Consider the following 19,122-nt stretch of genomic DNA (forward strand, 5'->3'; position numbering starts at 1 on the left):
TTTTGTTGTCTCTTTTTCTCAACAAATGATAAAACGCCCAAAACAGATTCAAATCCTATTTCGAAAACTATGATTCAAAAAGCGGATACAGCCTCAGTTGAGACTCCTTTTGATGAACCGATTTATAATGCGAAAGTATTAGACGTTTTTTTTAAGCAATTAAACGAAAACGAAAATCATAAAAATCAAAAGATCAATATTGTTCATATTGGCGATTCTCATATTCAAGGTGATTTGATGACCAATGAAATCAGGAAACGTTTACAATATCAGTTTGGAAATGCAGGACGCGGATTAGTTTTTCCGTATCAATTGGCTAAAACAAATGGTTCGTACAATGAACGTTTCAAATCCAACAGAACTTGGGAAAGTTATCGCAATATTTTACCACATAAGAATAATCCAGTTGGTTTGAGCGGTATTGCACTATGGAGAGATAGCGGTGGATTTGTGGTGGAAATGAATGTAAAAGATGTAGCGTATAAATTCAATACCATAAAAATTATAACGCCTCAAAATAAGAATATGTTTGATCTGGCAGTTTCGTCCAAAATCAATTCAATTCAGACCACAGAGCGAAAAGTCATTACGCATAAAATCAAAAAAGGAGAAGTGCTTGGGACAATTGCAGATAAATACAATGTTTCTGTTACTGAAATTAAGAGAGAAAATAATTTAAAGTCCAACAATATTCGAGCAGGAAGAACTTTGAGAATTTCGACAAATGAAACAAGGCCTAAAACCATTTCAATGTCCGAATTTGTGCCTTTAGATATTCAATCCGATTCTTTCTCACATTATTACAATTCAAAAGGACCATTAAGCAGAATTTTTCTAGTTCCAAATAAAGAAGCTTCGGATTACGAATTAAACGGATTAGTTTTAGAAAAAGATGCTTCTGGAATAATTTACAGCGGGATCGGAGTAAATGGAGCCAAATATTCAGATTATAACAAATACCCATTATTCTTCGAGCAGTTAAAAGTACTAAAACCAGATCTGCTTGTATTTTCGCTGGGAACCAACGAAAGTTATGATAAAATGGAATCTGGGAAATACATTAGAGAGCTGCGAGAGTTTATTAGTAATGTAAGAGCACAAAAAATTGACTCTCCGATAATAATAATGACACCCCCGCCTTCTTTATTGAGAAGAAAACCAAATACATATATTCAAGATTATACGAAAGATATAATAGAAGCCGCCAAAAAAGATGGTTTTGCAGTTTGGGATTTATATGACGAATTTGGTGGAATGAGCGGCATTCAGCAGCTAAAAACCCAAGGATTAATAGGTCCAGACTGGGTTCATTATTCTAAAAAAGGATACGAAAAACAAGGAAAAATGTTTACCGAGGCTTTAATAAGAGCGTACGATAATTATAAAAAATAAAGAGATAAAATTGACAACAATAGAGAGCATCAATAATTGGTTTATTGAAAATTTTGGTGCAATTACGATGGAGCAGGTTGAAGGTTGGTTTGTTTACAATCCAGACGAAAAACTTTTATTTAATACCGGTTTATTCTTAGGTTTATTTCTGGTTTTCTATTTTGTGTATGGATTTTTACGCAAAACGTTTTATTTAAGATTAACATACGTTATTCTATTCTCACTTTTCTTTTACTACAAATCAAGTGGTATTTATTTTCTGTTATTACTGCTTTCGTCTGTTGTAGATTATGGTTTGAGCCAGATTATTTACAAAGAAAGCCGAGACGGTGTCAAAAAACTTTACTTAGTAATTAGTGTTATTTTGAATTTAGCACTTTTGGGCTATTTCAAATACATGAACTTTTTGATCGTAACATTTAACGATATGTTCAACGGAAATTTTGCATTACACAATGTATTTCTTCCAGTAGGAATTTCTTTTTACACTTTCCAGTCAATGAGTTATATTATTGAGATTTATCGTGAAGAAATTAAACCGACAAAAAATTACATTGAATATTTATTCTTCGTTTCATTTTTCCCGCAGTTAGTTGCTGGACCAATTGTACGAGCAAAAGATTTCCTGCCGCAGATTTATCAAAAATTAAATCTCACCAAAGAAGATGTAAACAACGCTTTGTTTCTAATTATTGGCGGATTAATTAAAAAAACAGTAATCTCAAATTATATTTCGGTAAACTTTGTCGATCGTGTTTTTGATACACCGATGAGTTATACATCGTTCGAAAACTTAATGGCTTCTTACGGATATGCGATTCAGATTTATTGTGATTTCTCTGGATATTCTGATATGGCAATCGGTATTGCATTATTGTTAGGATTTAAATTGCCTGCCAACTTTAGAACACCGTATAAATCAACGTCAATCACCGATTTCTGGAGAAGATGGCACATTTCGCTATCCACTTGGTTAAAAGACTTCTTGTATATTTCTATTGGAGGAAACAGATCAGGTTCTTTTGCAGGATATTTATTTCCTAGTTTATTTTTCTTCGGATTATTGCTTTGGGGAATGTCATCTTATAATGAAAGTATAATTCCGCTAATTATTGCGGGAAGCAGTATTTTGCTTTTCTGTTTGTCATTTTTACTTTCAAGCAAAAGAAAGCAGACATTGGTGACCAACTTCAATTTGTTTACGACAATGCTTTTAGGCGGTTTGTGGCACGGAGCAGGCGCACAATTTATAGTTTGGGGAGCACTTCACGGATTAGCTTTAGCCGTTCATAAAATTTTCATGGAATTCTTTCCTTCCAAAAAAGATAAAAGTCCAAATTTCTTGTGGAGATTTTTTTCCATCATAATTACATTCCATTTCGTAGTTTTCTGTTGGATCTTTTTCCGCGCCAGAGATTTCGAAACGGCATTACAAGTAATTAACAATATCGGACAATTAACGTTTGAACCGGAACTTTGGAAAACAATCGTTTTAGGATATAAAAATGTTTTCGGATTAATGCTATTTGGTTATGTTTGGCATTTCTTACCAGAAACTTTCACAAACGGAATGAAATCTGTTTTCGACAAAACGCCATTATTAATAAAAGCAATAATCTTAGGCTTTGTTTATTGGATAGTTTACGCAACAGCGGTGGCAGGATCACAGCCGTTTATTTATTTCCAATTTTAAAATAAAGGTTCAGAGGAACATAGTTACAAAGGTGCAGAGGATTTTTCTCTGCGCCTTTTTGTTTTGCCACTATCAATAGTTATTGGGATAAAAGGGTTAAAAAGATTTTTGTTTCACGCAGATTTTGACAGATTTAATTTTTTAGATTTTAAATAATTATAATCTGCGCGAATCTGCTTAAATCTTTTTAAATCTGCGTGAAACAAAAACTTTGCGACATTGTATCTTTGCGAGCAAAAAAAAAATAATCTGCAAAATCTGCGAGATCTGCGAGAGAAAAAACGGTAGCAAAGCAATTCGAGAAATTAGTGTAATTCGTAGCAAAATACCTCTGCACCTTTGTAACTATGTTCCTCTGAACCTTAAAAAATAAAAATTGCCTGAAATATCTAATTAGATTATCTTTGCACTTCAAATAAAGAAAATGATATGTTTGATAATTTAAGCGATAAGTTAGATAAAGCGTTCCATATATTAAAAGGACACGGTAAAATTACAGAAGTAAACGTTGCCGATACTTTAAAAGAAGTTCGCCGTGCATTACTTGATGCCGACGTTAACTTTAAAATTGCTAAAGATTTTACAGCAAAAGTAAAAGATAAAGCAATAGGTCAAGATGTACTTACAACATTACAGCCAGGACAATTATTGGTAAAATTAGTTAAAGACGAGCTTACCGAATTAATGGGTGGAGATGTTGCAGGAGTAAACCTTTCCGGAAATCCAACAGTGATTTTGATGTCAGGTTTGCAAGGTTCTGGTAAAACTACATTCTCTGGAAAATTAGCAAACTTCTTAAAAACAAAGAAAACTAAAAAACCACTTCTTGTAGCGTGTGATATCTACCGTCCGGCGGCGATTAATCAGTTGCATGTTGTTGGAGACCAAATAGGTGTTGAGGTTTACTCAGAACCAGAAAATAAAAATCCTGTAGAAATTGCACAAAACGCAATCAAACACGCAAAATCAAACGGATTCAATGTTGTGATCGTCGATACAGCAGGACGTTTGGCAGTAGATCAGGAAATGATGGACGAAATTGCTCGTGTACACAAAGCAATTCAGCCGCAAGAAACATTGTTCGTTGTCGACTCTATGACAGGACAAGATGCTGTAAACACAGCAAAAGCTTTCAACGATATCTTAAACTTTGACGGAGTTATTTTAACGAAGTTAGACGGTGATACTCGTGGTGGAGCAGCACTTTCAATCAAATCAATCGTAAACAAACCAATTAAATTTGTTGGTACTGGAGAGAAAATGGAAGCAATTGATGTTTTCTATCCAGAACGTATGGCTGAGCGTATCTTAGGAATGGGAGACGTTGTGTCTCTTGTTGAAAGAGCTCAGGAACAATTTGACGAAGAAGAAGCAAGAAAACTTCAAAAGAAAATCGCTAAAAACGAATTTGGTTTTGACGACTTCTTAACACAGATTCAGCAAGTAAAGAAAATGGGTAATATGAAAGATCTTGTTGGAATGATTCCAGGAGCTTCTAAAGCCATGAAAGATGTTGAGATCGAAGACGACGCTTTCAAACATATCGAAGCGATTATCTATTCGATGACGCCAGCAGAAAGAAGTAAGCCAGCATTAATCGACGTGAAAAGAAAAGCCAGAATCGCAAAAGGTTCGGGAACAAAAGTCGAGCAGGTAAACCAACTCATGAAGCAGTTTGACCAAATGAGCAAGATGATGAAGATGATGCAGGGGCCAGGCGGAAAAAACTTAATGAAGATGATGGGAGGAATGAAAGGTATGCCGGGTGGAATGCCAGGAGGAATGCCGAGATAAAAAATAATAAAAGTTTCAAGTTTCAGGTTTCAAGTTATGAAACAGAAATTTGAAACTTTTTTCGATAATACAGTTTCGTTTTTAGAGGAAACCTGAAATCTGAAACTTCACACAAAAATTAAACCTGAAACAAAACAAAATGCAGCTACTAGACGGTAAAAAAACATCTAACGACATTAAAAACGAAATCGCAGCCGAAGTTCAATCTATAAAAGCAGCCGGAGGAAAAGTACCTCATTTAGCAGCAGTTTTGGTAGGAAATAACGGAGCAAGTTTAACTTACGTAGGAAGTAAAGTAAAATCATGCCAGGAAATCGGATTTGATTCAACTTTAGTTTCTTTACCAGAAACCATCACAGAAGACGAACTTTTAGCAAAAATTAAAGAGCTAAACGAAGACGATAGCTTAGACGGTTACATTGTTCAATTGCCTTTGCCAAAACACATCGATGAGCAAAAAATCTTATTGGCAATCGATCCTGATAAAGACGTAGATGGATTTCACCCAACTAACTTTGGCAGAATGGCTCTTGAAATGGAAAGCTTTATTCCAGCAACGCCATTCGGAATTATGGAATTGTTAGAGCGTTACAAAGTAGAAACTGCAGGAAAACATACGGTAGTTATTGGAAGAAGCCACATCGTAGGACGTCCGATGAGTATATTGATGAGCCGTAAAGGAAATCCTGGAGATTCAACAGTTACTTTGACTCACAGCCGAACTAAAAACTTAGCAGAATTTACTAAAAATGCTGATATTATCATTACAGCTCTAGGCGTTCCAGAATTCTTAAAAGCCGATATGGTAAAAGATGGAGTTACCGTTATCGACGTTGGAATTACGCGTGTAGACGATGCATCAAACGCAAAAGGATACGTAATCAAAGGAGACGTTGATTTTGACGGTGTAAGCAAAAAAGCATCATTTATTACGCCAGTTCCAGGTGGAGTAGGACCAATGACAATCGCCATGCTTTTGAAAAATACACTTTTAGCACGTAAAATGAGAAGCGCAAGAAACAAATAATATTGCTTTAATATATATTGTAAAGTCTGATTAACCGCAAGGTTCGCAAAGATTTTTACGCTTAAGTTTTATAAAATATAAAGTTCGCAAAGCTAATTCAATAAAGCTTTGCGAACTTTCTTTTTTATAAAGTATCCCTAAAAAAAATCTTTGCGCACTTTGCGGTTAAAACTATTTACATTTTCAAGACTGAATACTAAAAACCGAACACTTAACACTTTCTATGTGTTTAAAAAACTCAAACGACCATTTTAATATATAATTAATAGTTTAAACTTTTGGTTCTTAAAAATAAAGGATACTTTTGCACCACTTAAAAAAACACTTCTCCACAATGGACGATTATTATTCGTTAGTATTTAATTAAAAGCAGCAATTGAAATTTCAAGGTGCTGCAATAAACACGTAGTTACTAGAAATGAAAGCCTTTTACACAAACAACAACGGATTAGTAGAAATCCCGAAATGGACTTCAAACTGCTGGATTCACATCGAATCTCCTACAGAATCAGAAAAAAAATATTTACTAGAAGAACTTCAAATTCCCGTAGCATTTTACAATGACATTGAAGATATAGACGAAAGACCGCGTATCGAAATCGAACACGGCTGGACTTTAATCATCATGCGTATTCCTGTAAAAAGCGGTGATGTCAAAATTCCTTTTCATACCGTTCCGCTGGGTGTAATTTTTAAAGAAGACATTTGCGTAACCATCACTTTTAATGAAACAGAAATTATTCCAGATTTTGTGTCTTATTCCCGACGCAAAAACATTGAAATCGAAGACAATTTAAATTTGGTTTTAAGATTACTGCTTTCCTCAAGCGTCTGGTATTTGAAATATCTAAAACAGATTAATCAAAAAATCAAACTTGCCGAAGACAATTTAGAGAAATCCATCAAAAATGAAGAATTACAGGCATTGCTTCAAATCGAAAAGTGTTTTGTATTCTTCATCACATCTTTAAAAGCAAACGACGTATTATTTCAAAGAATAAAAAACCTAAAAGCCCACAAAGCCAATTATGATCCAGAATTACTTGAAGATGTTGAAATCGAATTAAATCAGGCACAAGATACCGCTAGCATTTACAGCAACATTTTAACTGGAATGATGGACGCCTATGCCTCTGTAATCTCCAATAATATGAATAATATTATGAAACAGATGACTTCGATTTCTATCATTTTAATGATTCCGACACTAATCGCCAGTTTGTACGGAATGAACGTCCCAAACGGTCTCGAAGAAAGCAAATACGGAATCTGGATTTTGCTTTTAGTTTCCATTATATTATCTGTTTTCGGCGTTTTATTATTCAAACGCAGAAGATGGTTTTAAATACCAATTAAACAATTTTCAAAAGCCCGTTCGTAAAAGAATGGGCTTTTATGTTTTGGGCGTGACCCCGACTGGTCGAGAGGGCAGACATAGAATGCGCTTATGAGCCCTCTCGACCAGTCGGGGTCGGGCTATCCGCGCTGCTTCGGCAGCCAGCTCCTATCCCTCACGCAAATTCGCTGCTATTAGACCATTTATTTCTTCAAGAACTCCAAGAGTGTTAAAATGCTTTAAACAACAAAATCTTTTAATAGATAAAAATAACTCTTTGTTTAAATTTAATTTTAATGTCTAATTTTTAACAATTAGTTATAATTTTTCCCAATTTATAAATGTAAGTTTGGCCCTAATAAAAACAAATTATCTAAGCCTTTAAAGTATATCAGTTCCCCATGATTAAAACTCTACAATTAAACACTTTTCTTTTCCATAATTTAGTTCTTTTAAACAAATTTTCATCAATACGTATCAGGACAAAAACACTCATTTTTTGGATGTTTTTCTTGTGTAGCCTTTCTTCTTTTGCGCAGAAAAATGTCGTTTTCACTGGTAAAGTTGTTACCGAAAAAGATTCGCCCATCGAGTCTGCAACAATTTATTTGCTCCATCCTAAAGATTCTTCATTAGTAGCTTATACACTATCGGATAAAGGTGGCAGCTTTAAATTAGAAACTAAAGCAGCATCTCGAAATAGTATTTTAAAAATTTCAGCAGAAAGTTATCAGGAGTTTTCTGAGACGATAGAAGAACGCACTCAAAATATAGATTTAGGAGTTGTTAAGCTTTTAAAATATGAAGTTGAATTGAATGAAGTTATTATAAAGAATGAGGCTCCAATCCGTGTAAAAAAAGACACTTTAGAATTTAATGCCGCGTCATTTAAATTACGTCCAGATGCCAATGTAGAAGCTTTGTTAAAAGAATTGCCAGGTGTAACTGTTGATATAAACAAAAAAGTAACGGTAAACGGAAAAGAGGTAAACCAAATATTAGTAAACGGAAAACCTTTTTTCGATCAAGATGGGAAAATAGCGATGCAGAACCTTCCGGCTGAACTGATAAATAAAGTGCAGGTTTCAAATACTAAAACCAAAGAAGAAGAATTTACCAAAAAAGCTTCGACATCAGATAAGGTTTCTATCAATTTAACCATAAACGAAGATAAAAATAAAGGTCTTTTTGGCAAACTGCTGGGTGGCTACGGAAGCTCAGAACGATATGAAAGCAGTGCTTTAATGAGTAAATTTAGTGATAAAAAACGTATCAGCTTTTTGGCATCCTCTAATAATATTAATGCAAGCGGCTTTACTATGGATGATGTTTTTGATAATATGGGAGGCGGAAGAAACGATGGTTCACGAGGCGCTTCGGCTGGTTCAGGAATTACAAAATCAAATATGATTGGCGGAAATTACATGGAATGGTTTAAAGGAGCCAGTACAGATGCAAATTATTATTTCACCAATTCTAATTCGGACAATTCAAATAGAACGTCTGAACTTACTTTGCTTCCAACAGGTTTTTTAACAGCTAAATCTAATTCAAAAAGTAATCAGGATTTTAATAAACATACGGCAAATTTAAATTTTGACTTTAATGTTTCTCCTTCGATAAAAATCTTTTTTACACCGAACATCGACATAGGAAAAAGTTCATCAATAAATAATTTCGATAAAAAGACTTGGGATGAAAATGATCAATTAGTCAATTCCAGCACTTCTTTTAATACAAATGAAAGTAACAATGCTGCTTTCAGAAATAATATCACGATTATATCAAATAGTAAGAAAGAAGGGCGACACTTTATGGCTTCTTTTCTAAACGATAATTCACGTAACGATTCAGATTCAAGGGTAAATTCAGCAACAGTTTTCGCTCAGGGAACAAGTCCAGACGATTTGCGTAGACAAAATGTTATTCAGAAAAATGATAGAAATAAATATACAGGAACACTTCAATACAATGAACCGTTATCAGATTCGTTAGCCCTGAATTTTTTAGTAATTACAGATTTTGAGAAAAGAACAGATGATAAAAAAACATTTGATCGTAATGGTCAAGATGTAGAATATGATGTTTTTAATGAGTCACTTAGTAATTTTAGTTCTTTTACTAGTTTTCAAGTAAATCCTAAAGCAGGTTTTTCATTTAGCAGAAAGAAATTAAATTTAACTCTATCTACAGGAACTTCTGTTATAAAGACTGAAAATCATGCGCTGTATTTAAAGGAAACTACAGATTTGGATAAAAATTATTTTATACCTAGTGCATCATTTCATGCAAGTTATAGAATCACAAAATCGAAAAACTTATTTATAATGTATGATTACAAATTTGCAATTCCGACAGAAAATCAAGTTTTGGCAGTTGCTAATTTAGATAATCCATTGAATATTAGAACGGGAAATCCTAATCTAAAAGCTTCTACTTTTCATTTTTTGCACGGAAGTTTTTCAAACTATAATTTTAAAGAAGGATCAAGTTATAACATTAGTTTTCACTCCACGTATTATGATAATCAGATTGTAGGAGCTTCGACATACAACAGTTCTGGGAAACAAATTTCTACATTTGATAATGTGCAACGTACCTATAATGTACTATTGGGAGGAGAATGGGATAAAACGATCAAGAAAGAAGCAAATACTTTTAAACTGCGATTTAGTATGTCTGGAAATTATATTTTTAATAAAGGTTTTACAAATGATCAGCTGTATGAAGCAAAAGCATTTAGGCTGACTCCAGGTTTTGCGTTTACGTATGATTATGGAGAATTATTAAGCGTCAAACCCTCATATAATTTCACTTATAATGATACGCAATATAACAATGCTTCTTTAAGATCAATGTCAAATACAACTCACAATTGTAATATCGAAATGACAAGTTATTGGCCTAAGAACTGGGTTTTTGGCAACGACTTTGGTTACACTTATAACTCGAATCTTTCTGGTCCGTATAAAAAAGATTTTTATTTATGGAATACCAGTTTGTCTTACAGATTCGCCAAAGAAAAATTTATACTAAAAGCAAAAGTTTATGATGTATTGAATCAAAATCAAAGTACTTCGAGAACAATTTCTCCAACTTCGGTTGTTGATTCAGAGAACAATGTATTAAAACGTTATGTGATGTTTTCTCTGATTTATAAGTTTCAGAATTTTGGAACAAACGAGAGTTAATCTAAGGAATAAATGAATTCTAAAGCCGCTTTAAAAAAAAGCGGCTTTTTTTATTGTCATTTCAAAATAAATAATAACTTTGTACCGCAAAGTACTTTAATTATGAATCAAAAGCACCAAGAAGATTTAGCACATATTCGTTCCATGATGGAGCGCTCTTCAAGATTTATATCATTAAGCGGACTTTCGGGAGTCTTCGCTGGACTTTCGGCTTTAATCGGCGGTATTTATGTTTACCAGTTGTTTAAGGCAAACGGAATGGATTATTTAAATGATGAGCATAGATTATATTCTGCTAATCTTATTTCCGAATTAGTTTGGATCGGCGTTACGATTCTAGTTTTTGCATTCGCATTCGGCATCTTTTTCACGATTAGAAAAAGTAGAAAATACAATCTGCCAATTTGGACTTCGGCGACAAAAAAAATGGTTTTCAATCTTGCGGTACCGCTTGCAGCAGGGGGGATATTTTGCCTTGCATTAATCCATCACGGATATTTTGGTTTAGTTGCGCCGTCTACCTTAATATTTTACGGATTATCAGTTATCAATGCAGAAAAATATACATTTTCAGATGTAAAGTATTTAGGCTTTTCAGAACTGATATTAGGATGTATTTCGCTTTTTTATATAGGATATGGTTTGATTTTCTGGATTTTAGGATTTGGAATCCTGCATATTGTATACGGATTAGTGATGTTCAAAAAATACAAATAACCGCCAATGGGAATCATTGATAAACTAAATAAAGATTTTGAAAGCCGTGTCAGATTGGGTATTATGTCCATTCTGATGGTTAACGACTGGGTAGATTTTACCGAGATGAAAACGCTTTTGAATATTACTGATGGTAATTTAGCAAGTCATTCCGCAGCACTTGAAAAAGCTTCTTATATAGAAGTAAAAAAAGAATTTGTGGGCAAGAAGCCAAAAACATCTTATCAAGTTACCGATTTAGGACGTGCAGCTTTTAAAGAACACTTGTCTTATCTGGAAAAATTAATGAAATCTTAAAAACTAAAATTTTTTACCTAAAAACTTTGAATTACAAAGTACTTTTAAATTAAAAAAAATAATAAATAAAATAGCCATGAAAAAACACCAAATTATTTTCGTCAGCAGTTTAATTTTTACACTGCTTTTTTACAATGAAGCTCCCGGAATAAACCTTTCTATTTTTGGGGTAATGCTTACATTATTAATTAGTTACTGCTTTCAAGAGAAATTAGTAAAAAGATCACACTTAGTTTTAGTAATGACTTCGATTCTGTCTTCTTTTGCTTTTGCCTGGTATGGCGACTTCGCTTCATTTTTGGCTTTCGCTCTGTCTATTCTTTTTCTACAATTTAAAACGCAGGATGGAGAACTCAAAATACTGCAGATTTTTCCTTTGGTATTTTTAAACGCAATTACGTCACTTGGCCGTATTTTTATATTTAAGCAATGGCTTCCAGAACGAAAAAATCATAACGATTTTGCCAAAAAACTTGTGGCATTTGTAGTGATTCCAGTAATCTTTTTAGGATTGTTTTTTATTGTTTATTCTTTCGGAAGCAGTCACTTTTCATCATTATTTACAGATTATACCTTAGATATAGATTTACCAGAACTGATTTTGATTGCTATTTTAGGATTTTATGTTTCGTTTAGTTTTTGGAATTATTGGGTTCCAGATACTTGTTATCAGTACAATCCAATGCTTAATAATGAATTCAGCAATATTTCTGAAATCAAAACAAAAAGCACATTCTCTTTTTTAGATCTTGATTTTGAAAGAAAAAGCGGTGTAGTAACCTTAGTGCTTTTAAATATCATGCTTTTAGTTTTTATCGGCACTTACAATTATGAGCAGTTTTTTGAAATTAAAGACACGGTAGTCAAAATGTCTGAATTGAGCGCTGCAATACACGAAAGAGTAAATTCAGTTATTTTTTCGATTCTAATGGCAGTTGGCGTAATTCTGTTTTACTTTAAAGGAGGTTTTAATTTTGATCGAGAAGCAGCATCGCTAAAAAAACTGGCTAAGCTCTGGATTATCTTGAATATGGTTTTAATCATCAGCGCAGTAATTAAAAATACAGAATACGTATCTTTCTTTGGACTTACTTATAAAAGACTTGGTGTTTACGCCTTTTTAATTTTAGCTATTATCGGACTTATTCTAACTTTTTATAAAATCGTAAAACAAAAAACAAACGCTTTTTTATTCAATCAAATGGTGTGGTATTTTTACGGAACTATTTTGTTGTGCAGCTATATTAATTGGGGAAATATAGTCACAAATTATAATATTTCTGTAAGCAAAGGAGTTGAACCTGTTTTTTTGAGTGGTTTAAATTTTAATGACGAAGCGCGAAGAACGTACTTCTCTCAAAACCATTTAAATGGAGAAATAAACGAACTAATGAGAGAAAAGATGATTAAGAATTATCAGAACAGTACTTTTCTGTCTAAGGCATTATATTATGAGTTTATTGAGAAAAGAAAATAAGTAAGAATTGTTTTTAGAGTTGTTTGTCTTTGAATTCCCATCTTTCGAGATGGGTTTTTTACAATAACAAGAATTGAAAAATTCATAAGAATATGTTTGTTATATTTGGCTAGAAATATACCTCGGATTTTGAATAATATATTAAAATTATCAATAAACAATTGTTTTTACTGGTTTTATAGATTAGATCTTATTTGTGGTAGAGATTAAATATTTGAGATTTACTATAAATATGAGAAAAAAATTTCCACATTATCATCAATATGATTTCATGGATTGTGGTCCAACCTGCTTGAAAATGGTATGCAAGTATTTTGGAAAAAATATAGATTTAGTATACTTGAGAGAACTGGCTTCAATAAGCGGTCAGGGTACTACTTTTGCTGGTTTAATTGATGCAGCAGAAAAAGTAGGACTGACAACTATGGGATTAAGCGTTACATTTGAGGACTTGTCTGAGCATTTGCCATTACCTTGTATAGTGCATTGGCGTCAACGACATTATGCAGTAGTTTACAAAATAACCAATGATAAAGTAATAGTAGCTGACCCAGCCAATTTTGATTTAATAACATACACTAAGAAAGAATTTTTAAAAGGGTGGCTTTCCTCTAAAAATAATGATGAAGAATCTGAGGGATTATTATTAACATTAGAGCCTACGCCATTGTTTTATGAGCAGGATAATTATGATTTAAAAACAAACCTTCTTTCTTTTTTATACAAATACTTTAAACCGTATCGTAAATATTTTGCGCAGATAGTATTAGGTTTATTGTTTGGAACAATCATACAATTAGTATTTCCATTTCTTACACAACAAATTGTCGATACAGGAATTAATACCCGAAATGTTAATTTTATTTATTTGATTTTAATAGCGCAAATTGTTCTTTTTACATCACAATCGGCACTTAATATTACCCGTAATTGGATTGTATTGCACGTAACGAGTCGGATGAATTTAAGGATGTTGTCAGATTTTGTTATTAAGTTAATGAAGCTTCCGATAATTTATTTTGATAGCCGTGCAACAGGAGATATTCTGCAGAGAATAACAGATAATAACAGAATACATAAATTTTTATCGACAACGACTTTAGATGTTTTATTTTCGGCTGTAACACTTTTAGTTTTTAGTTTTATCCTAGCGTATTTTAATTTACTCTTATTTGTAGTTTTTATTATTGGATCTGCGTTATACATAATTTGGATAATACTGTTTATGAAACGTCGCGCAGAAATGGATTTCCGTTATTTTGATCAAGCAGCTAGCAATCAGAATACGACAATACAATTAATAGACGGAATGCAGGAAATTAAGCTCAATGGATCTGAGAAAAGAAGAAGATGGGATTGGGAAGCATTGCAAACTAGGCTATTTAAATTAAACATAAAAAATTTAGCACTTACACAAACTCAAAATGAAGGAGGGCAGTTTATAGATCAGATCAAAAACATCATTATTAGTATCATCGCCGCAAAAGCTGTTATAGATGGTAAAATGACGTTGGGAACAATGTTATCCGTACAATATATTATTGGTCAAATGAATGTTCCTATTAATAACTTTTTAGGATTTATACGTAATTATCAGGATGCTAAATTGAGTTTGTTAAGATTGTCTGAAATACATGATAAAATTGATGAAGAGCCTGTAGATGTTGAGTTTATAAACGATTTTGCAGGAGATAAAACTTTAAAAATTGAAAATGTAAGTTTTAGATACGGAAGTTCTGCTTCAGAAATGGTCTTAAAAGATATAAATATGACCGTTCCAGAAGGTAAAATTACTGCAATTGTAGGTGCAAGCGGAAGCGGAAAGACGACATTGCTTAAGCTTTTATTAAAATTTAATAACCCTACCAGCGGCGCAATTTTTGTTGGAAAAACGAATTTGAAGAATTTCGGTTTTAATTTTTGGAGAGCCAATTGTGGGGCAGTTATGCAAGACGGATTTATTTTTGCGGATTCTATTTCGCGAAACATAAGCGAATCAGACAGCAGTGGAATGATTGATAAACAAAAACTCAGACTTGCTGTTAAAGTTGCAAATATTACAGAATTTATAGAAGAATTACCAAATGGCTACAAAACTAAAATTGGTTCAAGTGGAATTGGAATTAGCGGCGGACAAAAGCAAAGAATATTAATTGCAAGAGCCATTTACAAAAATCCTGAATATGTTTTTTTTGACGAAGCAACTTCTTCTCTTGATGCCAATAACGAAAGTGTAATTATGCGAAATCTCGAAGAGTTTTTTAAGAATGGCTCTGAGCAAAACAAAACTGTTGTAGTAGTTGCGCATCGTTTGAGCACTGTTAAAAATGCAGATCAAATTATCGTATTAGATAAAGGGCAAATAGTCGAAAGAGGAAATCATAATGAATTAGTCTTTAAAAAAGGTTATTATTTTGGATTAATAAAAAATCAGTTAGAATTAGGAGATTAAGAATTACAGATAGCATGTCAAAACCTGAAAATATAGATATAGAAAACGAAGTTGTTAGAGATTATTTAGAGCAAATTCCAAGTGGTTTAGTGCGTTGGGGGAGTTATGTAATATGTGCTGTGTTGTTGGCTTTATTTGTAATGACCTGTTTTCTGCAATATCCATCAATTGTTTATGCCGATTTTAAATTAAATGCTCTTGTCGTTCCAAAGCCAATTGTAATGAAAACCAATGGGAGAATTGAACGAATTTTTGTTAGAGACAATCAAAAAGTAAAGGTAAATCAGGTTTTGGGATATGTTGAAAGTACTGCTAATTATAAAGAAGTGAATTCATTAGAAAAAGAATTAAATGATATGGTTGACTTTATCAAATCAAATGACGTGATGGATTTAAAGAAATTTCATTTGAAAGAGTATCAAAATTTGGGAGAAATACAAAAGAGCTATCAAAATTTTCAACAGGTTTATGTTCAGACCTCGGCATTGTTTAGTGATCATTATTATAATCAGACAAAAGTCTTTTTAAATCTAGATATAAGGGAATTGACTGAAATGTCACAAAATCTTAAAAATCAAAAACAGATTCTTTATCAGGATTTACATCTTCAGGATAAAGAATACCAAATGAATAAAAAGTTACATGCAAATAAGGTAATTGCTGATTCAGAATTGTTTAGGGAAGAAAGCAAATTATTAAATAAAAAAGAACCGATACAAGAAATTGAAACCAAATTGATAAATAATACAATTTTAATACGGAATAAAGAAAGAGAGATTTTGGACCTGACAAAATTAGCTACGGAACAAAAAGAAGTTTTTAAACAATCATTAAATACGCTTAGAAGTGTTATAGCCGATTGGAAAATCCGTTACGTCTTTTTAGCACCAAGTGATGGGGAAGTTAATTTTACCAGTCTCATACAGGAAAAAACTACTTTGAAGGCAAATAGTGAAGTTATGTTTGTTTCTGGTCTGGAGAATAAGTATAAAGGAGAAATCAAGATTCCTCAGGATAATTTTGGAAAAGTAAAAACGGGTCAAATCGTTTTAATTAAATTTAAAGGTTATCCTTATCAAGAATACGGAATTATAGAAGGGAAAATAGAATCCATAGCTAAATTACCAGCTAATAACAATGCTAATTTTTATGCCACGATAAAATTGCTAAACAATGAAAACACTACAAGTGGTAAGCAATTAAATTTCAGAAACGGAATGGAGGGAACAGCAGAAGTAATAACAGAGAATATGACACTTGCTGAGAGAATATTTTACAGTTTCAGAAAAGAAATAAATTTATAACCTAATTTTTTCTTTTTACAAAAAAAAATAAAAAATAGCGTACATTTTTTTATATATTTAAGGCATTTTCTTAGTAATCTATTTGTTTTCTTTGGATATTAGGAAATATATCGTTTAATGTCTAAAAACTATTTTTATGAAAAAAAATCAAAAAAGAATCATTACTACAGTTGACATGGTTAAAAAGGATAAACTTTTTAAATCGATTGATGTTAAAAAATTAGAAACTATCATTGGTGGGCCTGAAACTCCAAGAGGAACAGTAACTACTGTTCAACAAGGGACATAACTTTTTAATAAATTATGAAGATAAATAATCACGTTACAATGGAAAATAAGGAAAAATTAAATAAAGTTTTTAAACCACTTTCCAATCAACAATTAGAATCGGTTGTTGGTGGACCAGAAACTTCAAGAGGTACAGAAAGTGTTGTTCAAAAAGGGGATTAAGTAATTTTAAAAAGTTTAAATTATGAAAACAGAAAAATTTATTTTGGAGAAAGCTAAAAAGAAATTAGTTAAAGTTTTCCAGCCATTAACTAATCAGCAATTAGAGTCGGTTGTTGGCGGACCAGTTTCTTCAAGAGGAACAGAAACTAATGTTCAACAAGGGACATAACTTTTTAATAAATTATGAAGATAAATAATCATGTTACAATGGAAAATAAGTAAAAATTAAATAAAGTTTTTAAACCGTTTTCCAATCAACAATTAAAATCGATTGTACGTGGACCAGAAACTTCAAGATATGCGGAAAGTGTTGTTCAAAAAGGGGATTAAATAATTTTAAAAAGTTTAAATTATGAAAACAGAAAAAAATATTTTGGAAAAAGCTAAAAAGAAATTAGTTAAAGTTTTCCAGCCATTAACTAATCAGCAATTAGAATCGGTTGTTGGTGGACCAGAAACTTCAAGAGGTACAGAAACTACTGTTCAACAAGGGACATAACTTTTTAATAAATTATGAAGATAAATAATCATGTTACAATGGAAAATAAGTAAAAATTAAATAAAGTTTTTAAACCGTTTTCCAATCAACAATTAGAATCGATTGTACGTGGACCAGAAACTTCAAGATATACGGAAAGTGTTGTTCAAAAAGGGGATTAAATAATTTTAAAAAGTTTAAATTATGAAAACAGAAAAAAATATTTTGGAAAAAGCTAAAAAGAAATTAGTTAAAGTTTTCCAGCCATTAACTAATCAGCAATTAGAATCGGTTGTTGGTGGACCAGAAACTTCAAGAGGTACAGAAACTACTGTTCAACACGGATAAAAATATTATATAAAGCTTAAATTATGAAAACAGAAAAATTTATTTTGGAGAAAGCTAAAAAGAAACTAGTTAAAGTTTTCCAGCCATTAACTAATCAGCAATTAGAATCGGTTGTTGGTGGACCAGAAACTTCAAGAGGGACAGAAACTACTGTTCAACACACATAAAAAAATATTATGAAAAGCTTAAATTATGAAAACAGAAAAATTTATTTTGGAGAAAGCTAAAAAGAAATTAGTTAAAGTTTTCCAGCCATTAACTAATCAGCAATTAGAATCGGTTGTTGGTGGGCCAGGAACTTCAAGAAGAACTGTAACTAATGTTCAGCACGGAGATTAAGAAAAAAGAAAGAAGTAATTCCCATTTAGTTTTTTAAATGGGATTTTTTTTAATCTTTTGTTTCAAAAACGTTAATTTATGTTCTTTGTCTGATTATTTACGCTATTTAACGATTGTTTATTAAAAGTTATAGGAAAATCTTTATTATATTTGATTCTTGAAAACCTTGATTTTTGTGTTTTTACTGTAAGAAATCAAGAAAAATCATAGAAATTTTTATTACTCTATTAATTTAACCCAAAAACAATCACCATGACAAACAACATTACCCCAAGACCACTTTCTCCAACGGACAAAATTTACCCTCCAGGTGAATGTATGAAGCCTGAAAGTACAAGTAGAATAACGAAAAAAACGCCTTTAAGTTTTCCAGAGAATACTTCAAAAATTCCTTTTTCTCCAATTGTTCAGGCTACATTAATGAAGGATGGAACGTTTCAAGTTAGGGCCGTTTTTTTAGTTGCTCGCAAACCGAACCAGAAAGAAGTTGACTTAGATTTTGATATTTATCAAAATTGGTATGTAGATCTTGAAGGAGAGCGTCAATTGCAATTTTTTATAGCTTATGATATATTGGATGATCCAGAACAAGAGTTTGATGTTTACGAAACAAGTTTTAAAGCCAAACCATATCCTTATGGAGAAAAGACATTTGCTAATATAAAAACTATTCAAACTTATCTTTGGGATATTGATCCAGTGACTTCCAGAGGTACTGAAACAACTGTTCAAACGCAGAATTAATTGTGAGTTATTAAAAAATAGGATGAATTAATTTTTCAGGTATTTATAATACGTTATCTATTTTTTTAATTCATAATTTTAAA

At 32.1% G+C, this 19,122-nt stretch carries 19 protein-coding genes; all 19 read left to right on the plus strand.

Annotated elements, in window-relative coordinates; genetic code table 11:
• Nucleotides 1-69 precede the first annotated feature (69 nt).
• Nucleotides 70-1,392, plus strand: a complete 1,323-nt coding sequence (locus ACFSC2_RS03015) for a LysM peptidoglycan-binding domain-containing protein (RefSeq protein WP_379816135.1) — start codon at nt 70-72, stop codon at nt 1,390-1,392.
• Between the two features lie 10 nt (nt 1,393-1,402).
• On the plus strand, nt 1,403-3,085 hold the full coding sequence (locus ACFSC2_RS03020; protein WP_379816136.1) for an MBOAT family O-acyltransferase: 1,683 nt from the start codon (nt 1,403-1,405) through the stop codon (nt 3,083-3,085).
• Nucleotides 3,086-3,514: 429 nt separating this feature from the next.
• On the plus strand, nt 3,515-4,879 hold the full coding sequence (ffh, locus tag ACFSC2_RS03025; protein WP_379816137.1) for a signal recognition particle protein: 1,365 nt from the start codon (nt 3,515-3,517) through the stop codon (nt 4,877-4,879).
• 139 nt (nt 4,880-5,018) lie between these two features.
• The gene (locus ACFSC2_RS03030; protein ID WP_379816138.1) at nt 5,019-5,906 is read left to right on the plus strand and encodes a bifunctional 5,10-methylenetetrahydrofolate dehydrogenase/5,10-methenyltetrahydrofolate cyclohydrolase; all 888 of its coding nucleotides are present in this window, start codon (nt 5,019-5,021) and stop codon (nt 5,904-5,906) included.
• A gap of 418 nt (nt 5,907-6,324) precedes the next feature.
• Nucleotides 6,325-7,251 (plus strand): magnesium transporter CorA family protein, encoded by a 927-nt coding sequence (locus tag ACFSC2_RS03035; RefSeq protein ID WP_379816139.1) that lies wholly within the window; start codon nt 6,325-6,327, stop codon nt 7,249-7,251.
• Between the two features lie 494 nt (nt 7,252-7,745).
• Entirely contained in the window at nt 7,746-10,433 is a 2,688-nt protein-coding gene (locus ACFSC2_RS03040; RefSeq protein ID WP_379816140.1) for an outer membrane beta-barrel protein, read from the plus strand.
• 102 nt (nt 10,434-10,535) lie between these two features.
• Nucleotides 10,536-11,150, plus strand: a complete 615-nt coding sequence (locus ACFSC2_RS03045; protein ID WP_379816364.1) for a hypothetical protein — start codon at nt 10,536-10,538, stop codon at nt 11,148-11,150.
• A 6-nt stretch (nt 11,151-11,156) separates the two neighbouring features.
• Entirely contained in the window at nt 11,157-11,447 is a 291-nt protein-coding gene (locus ACFSC2_RS03050; protein ID WP_379816141.1) for a winged helix-turn-helix domain-containing protein, read from the plus strand.
• 76 nt (nt 11,448-11,523) lie between these two features.
• Nucleotides 11,524-12,924 (plus strand): DUF4153 domain-containing protein, encoded by a 1,401-nt coding sequence (locus ACFSC2_RS03055; protein ID WP_379816142.1) that lies wholly within the window; start codon nt 11,524-11,526, stop codon nt 12,922-12,924.
• Between the two features lie 232 nt (nt 12,925-13,156).
• Nucleotides 13,157-15,376 (plus strand): peptidase domain-containing ABC transporter, encoded by a 2,220-nt coding sequence (locus ACFSC2_RS03060; protein WP_379816143.1) that lies wholly within the window; start codon nt 13,157-13,159, stop codon nt 15,374-15,376.
• 14 nt (nt 15,377-15,390) lie between these two features.
• Nucleotides 15,391-16,680 (plus strand): HlyD family secretion protein, encoded by a 1,290-nt coding sequence (locus tag ACFSC2_RS03065; protein ID WP_379816144.1) that lies wholly within the window; start codon nt 15,391-15,393, stop codon nt 16,678-16,680.
• A gap of 136 nt (nt 16,681-16,816) precedes the next feature.
• Nucleotides 16,817-16,969: a hypothetical protein gene (locus ACFSC2_RS03070; protein WP_379816145.1), complete on the plus strand. Its 153-nt coding sequence runs from the start codon at nt 16,817-16,819 to the stop codon at nt 16,967-16,969.
• 14 nt (nt 16,970-16,983) lie between these two features.
• The gene (locus ACFSC2_RS03075; RefSeq protein WP_379816146.1) at nt 16,984-17,130 is read left to right on the plus strand and encodes a bacteriocin; all 147 of its coding nucleotides are present in this window, start codon (nt 16,984-16,986) and stop codon (nt 17,128-17,130) included.
• Between the two features lie 22 nt (nt 17,131-17,152).
• Nucleotides 17,153-17,299 carry a hypothetical protein gene (locus ACFSC2_RS03080; protein WP_379816147.1) on the plus strand — a complete coding sequence of 49 codons (147 nt, stop codon included), beginning with the start codon at nt 17,153-17,155 and terminating at the stop codon, nt 17,297-17,299.
• Between the two features lie 183 nt (nt 17,300-17,482).
• Nucleotides 17,483-17,629, plus strand: a complete 147-nt coding sequence (locus ACFSC2_RS03085; protein ID WP_379816148.1) for a hypothetical protein — start codon at nt 17,483-17,485, stop codon at nt 17,627-17,629.
• Between the two features lie 183 nt (nt 17,630-17,812).
• Nucleotides 17,813-17,956 (plus strand): hypothetical protein, encoded by a 144-nt coding sequence (locus tag ACFSC2_RS03090; protein WP_379816149.1) that lies wholly within the window; start codon nt 17,813-17,815, stop codon nt 17,954-17,956.
• Nucleotides 17,957-17,979: 23 nt separating this feature from the next.
• Nucleotides 17,980-18,123: a hypothetical protein gene (locus ACFSC2_RS03095; protein WP_379816150.1), complete on the plus strand. Its 144-nt coding sequence runs from the start codon at nt 17,980-17,982 to the stop codon at nt 18,121-18,123.
• Between the two features lie 25 nt (nt 18,124-18,148).
• The gene (locus tag ACFSC2_RS03100; protein WP_379816152.1) at nt 18,149-18,295 is read left to right on the plus strand and encodes a hypothetical protein; all 147 of its coding nucleotides are present in this window, start codon (nt 18,149-18,151) and stop codon (nt 18,293-18,295) included.
• A 252-nt stretch (nt 18,296-18,547) separates the two neighbouring features.
• A complete protein-coding gene (locus ACFSC2_RS03105) occupies nt 18,548-19,039 on the plus strand; it encodes a hypothetical protein (RefSeq protein WP_379816153.1) in 492 nt (163 codons plus the stop codon).
• Nucleotides 19,040-19,122: the final 83 nt, after the last annotated feature.

The organism is Flavobacterium artemisiae, from assembly GCF_042678225.1.
In the GTDB taxonomy this organism is placed as follows: Bacteria; Bacteroidota; Bacteroidia; order Flavobacteriales; family Flavobacteriaceae; genus Flavobacterium; species Flavobacterium artemisiae.

Bases quoted from the DNA above. Each gene is read 5' to 3' on its own strand.
- ACFSC2_RS03015 (WP_379816135.1), top strand. From the start codon at position 70: ATGATTCAAAAAGCGGATACAGCCTCAGTTGAGACTCCTTTTGATGAA.
- ACFSC2_RS03030 (WP_379816138.1), top strand. From the start codon at position 5,019: ATGCAGCTACTAGACGGTAAAAAAACATCTAACGACATTAAAAACGAA.
- ACFSC2_RS03075 (WP_379816146.1), top strand. From the start codon at position 16,984: ATGAAGATAAATAATCACGTTACAATGGAAAATAAGGAAAAATTAAAT.
- ACFSC2_RS03090 (WP_379816149.1), top strand. From the start codon at position 17,813: ATGAAAACAGAAAAAAATATTTTGGAAAAAGCTAAAAAGAAATTAGTT.
- ACFSC2_RS03060 (WP_379816143.1), top strand. From the start codon at position 13,157: ATGAGAAAAAAATTTCCACATTATCATCAATATGATTTCATGGATTGT.
- ACFSC2_RS03100 (WP_379816152.1), top strand. From the start codon at position 18,149: ATGAAAACAGAAAAATTTATTTTGGAGAAAGCTAAAAAGAAATTAGTT.
- ACFSC2_RS03035 (WP_379816139.1), top strand. From the start codon at position 6,325: ATGAAAGCCTTTTACACAAACAACAACGGATTAGTAGAAATCCCGAAA.
- ACFSC2_RS03045 (WP_379816364.1), top strand. From the start codon at position 10,536: ATGAATCAAAAGCACCAAGAAGATTTAGCACATATTCGTTCCATGATG.
- ACFSC2_RS03040 (WP_379816140.1), top strand. From the start codon at position 7,746: ATGTTTTTCTTGTGTAGCCTTTCTTCTTTTGCGCAGAAAAATGTCGTT.
- ACFSC2_RS03105 (WP_379816153.1), top strand. From the start codon at position 18,548: ATGACAAACAACATTACCCCAAGACCACTTTCTCCAACGGACAAAATT.
- ffh (WP_379816137.1), top strand. From the start codon at position 3,515: ATGTTTGATAATTTAAGCGATAAGTTAGATAAAGCGTTCCATATATTA.
- ACFSC2_RS03065 (WP_379816144.1), top strand. From the start codon at position 15,391: ATGTCAAAACCTGAAAATATAGATATAGAAAACGAAGTTGTTAGAGAT.
- ACFSC2_RS03055 (WP_379816142.1), top strand. From the start codon at position 11,524: ATGAAAAAACACCAAATTATTTTCGTCAGCAGTTTAATTTTTACACTG.
- ACFSC2_RS03070 (WP_379816145.1), top strand. From the start codon at position 16,817: ATGAAAAAAAATCAAAAAAGAATCATTACTACAGTTGACATGGTTAAA.
- ACFSC2_RS03080 (WP_379816147.1), top strand. From the start codon at position 17,153: ATGAAAACAGAAAAATTTATTTTGGAGAAAGCTAAAAAGAAATTAGTT.
- ACFSC2_RS03085 (WP_379816148.1), top strand. From the start codon at position 17,483: ATGAAAACAGAAAAAAATATTTTGGAAAAAGCTAAAAAGAAATTAGTT.
- ACFSC2_RS03050 (WP_379816141.1), top strand. From the start codon at position 11,157: ATGGGAATCATTGATAAACTAAATAAAGATTTTGAAAGCCGTGTCAGA.
- ACFSC2_RS03095 (WP_379816150.1), top strand. From the start codon at position 17,980: ATGAAAACAGAAAAATTTATTTTGGAGAAAGCTAAAAAGAAACTAGTT.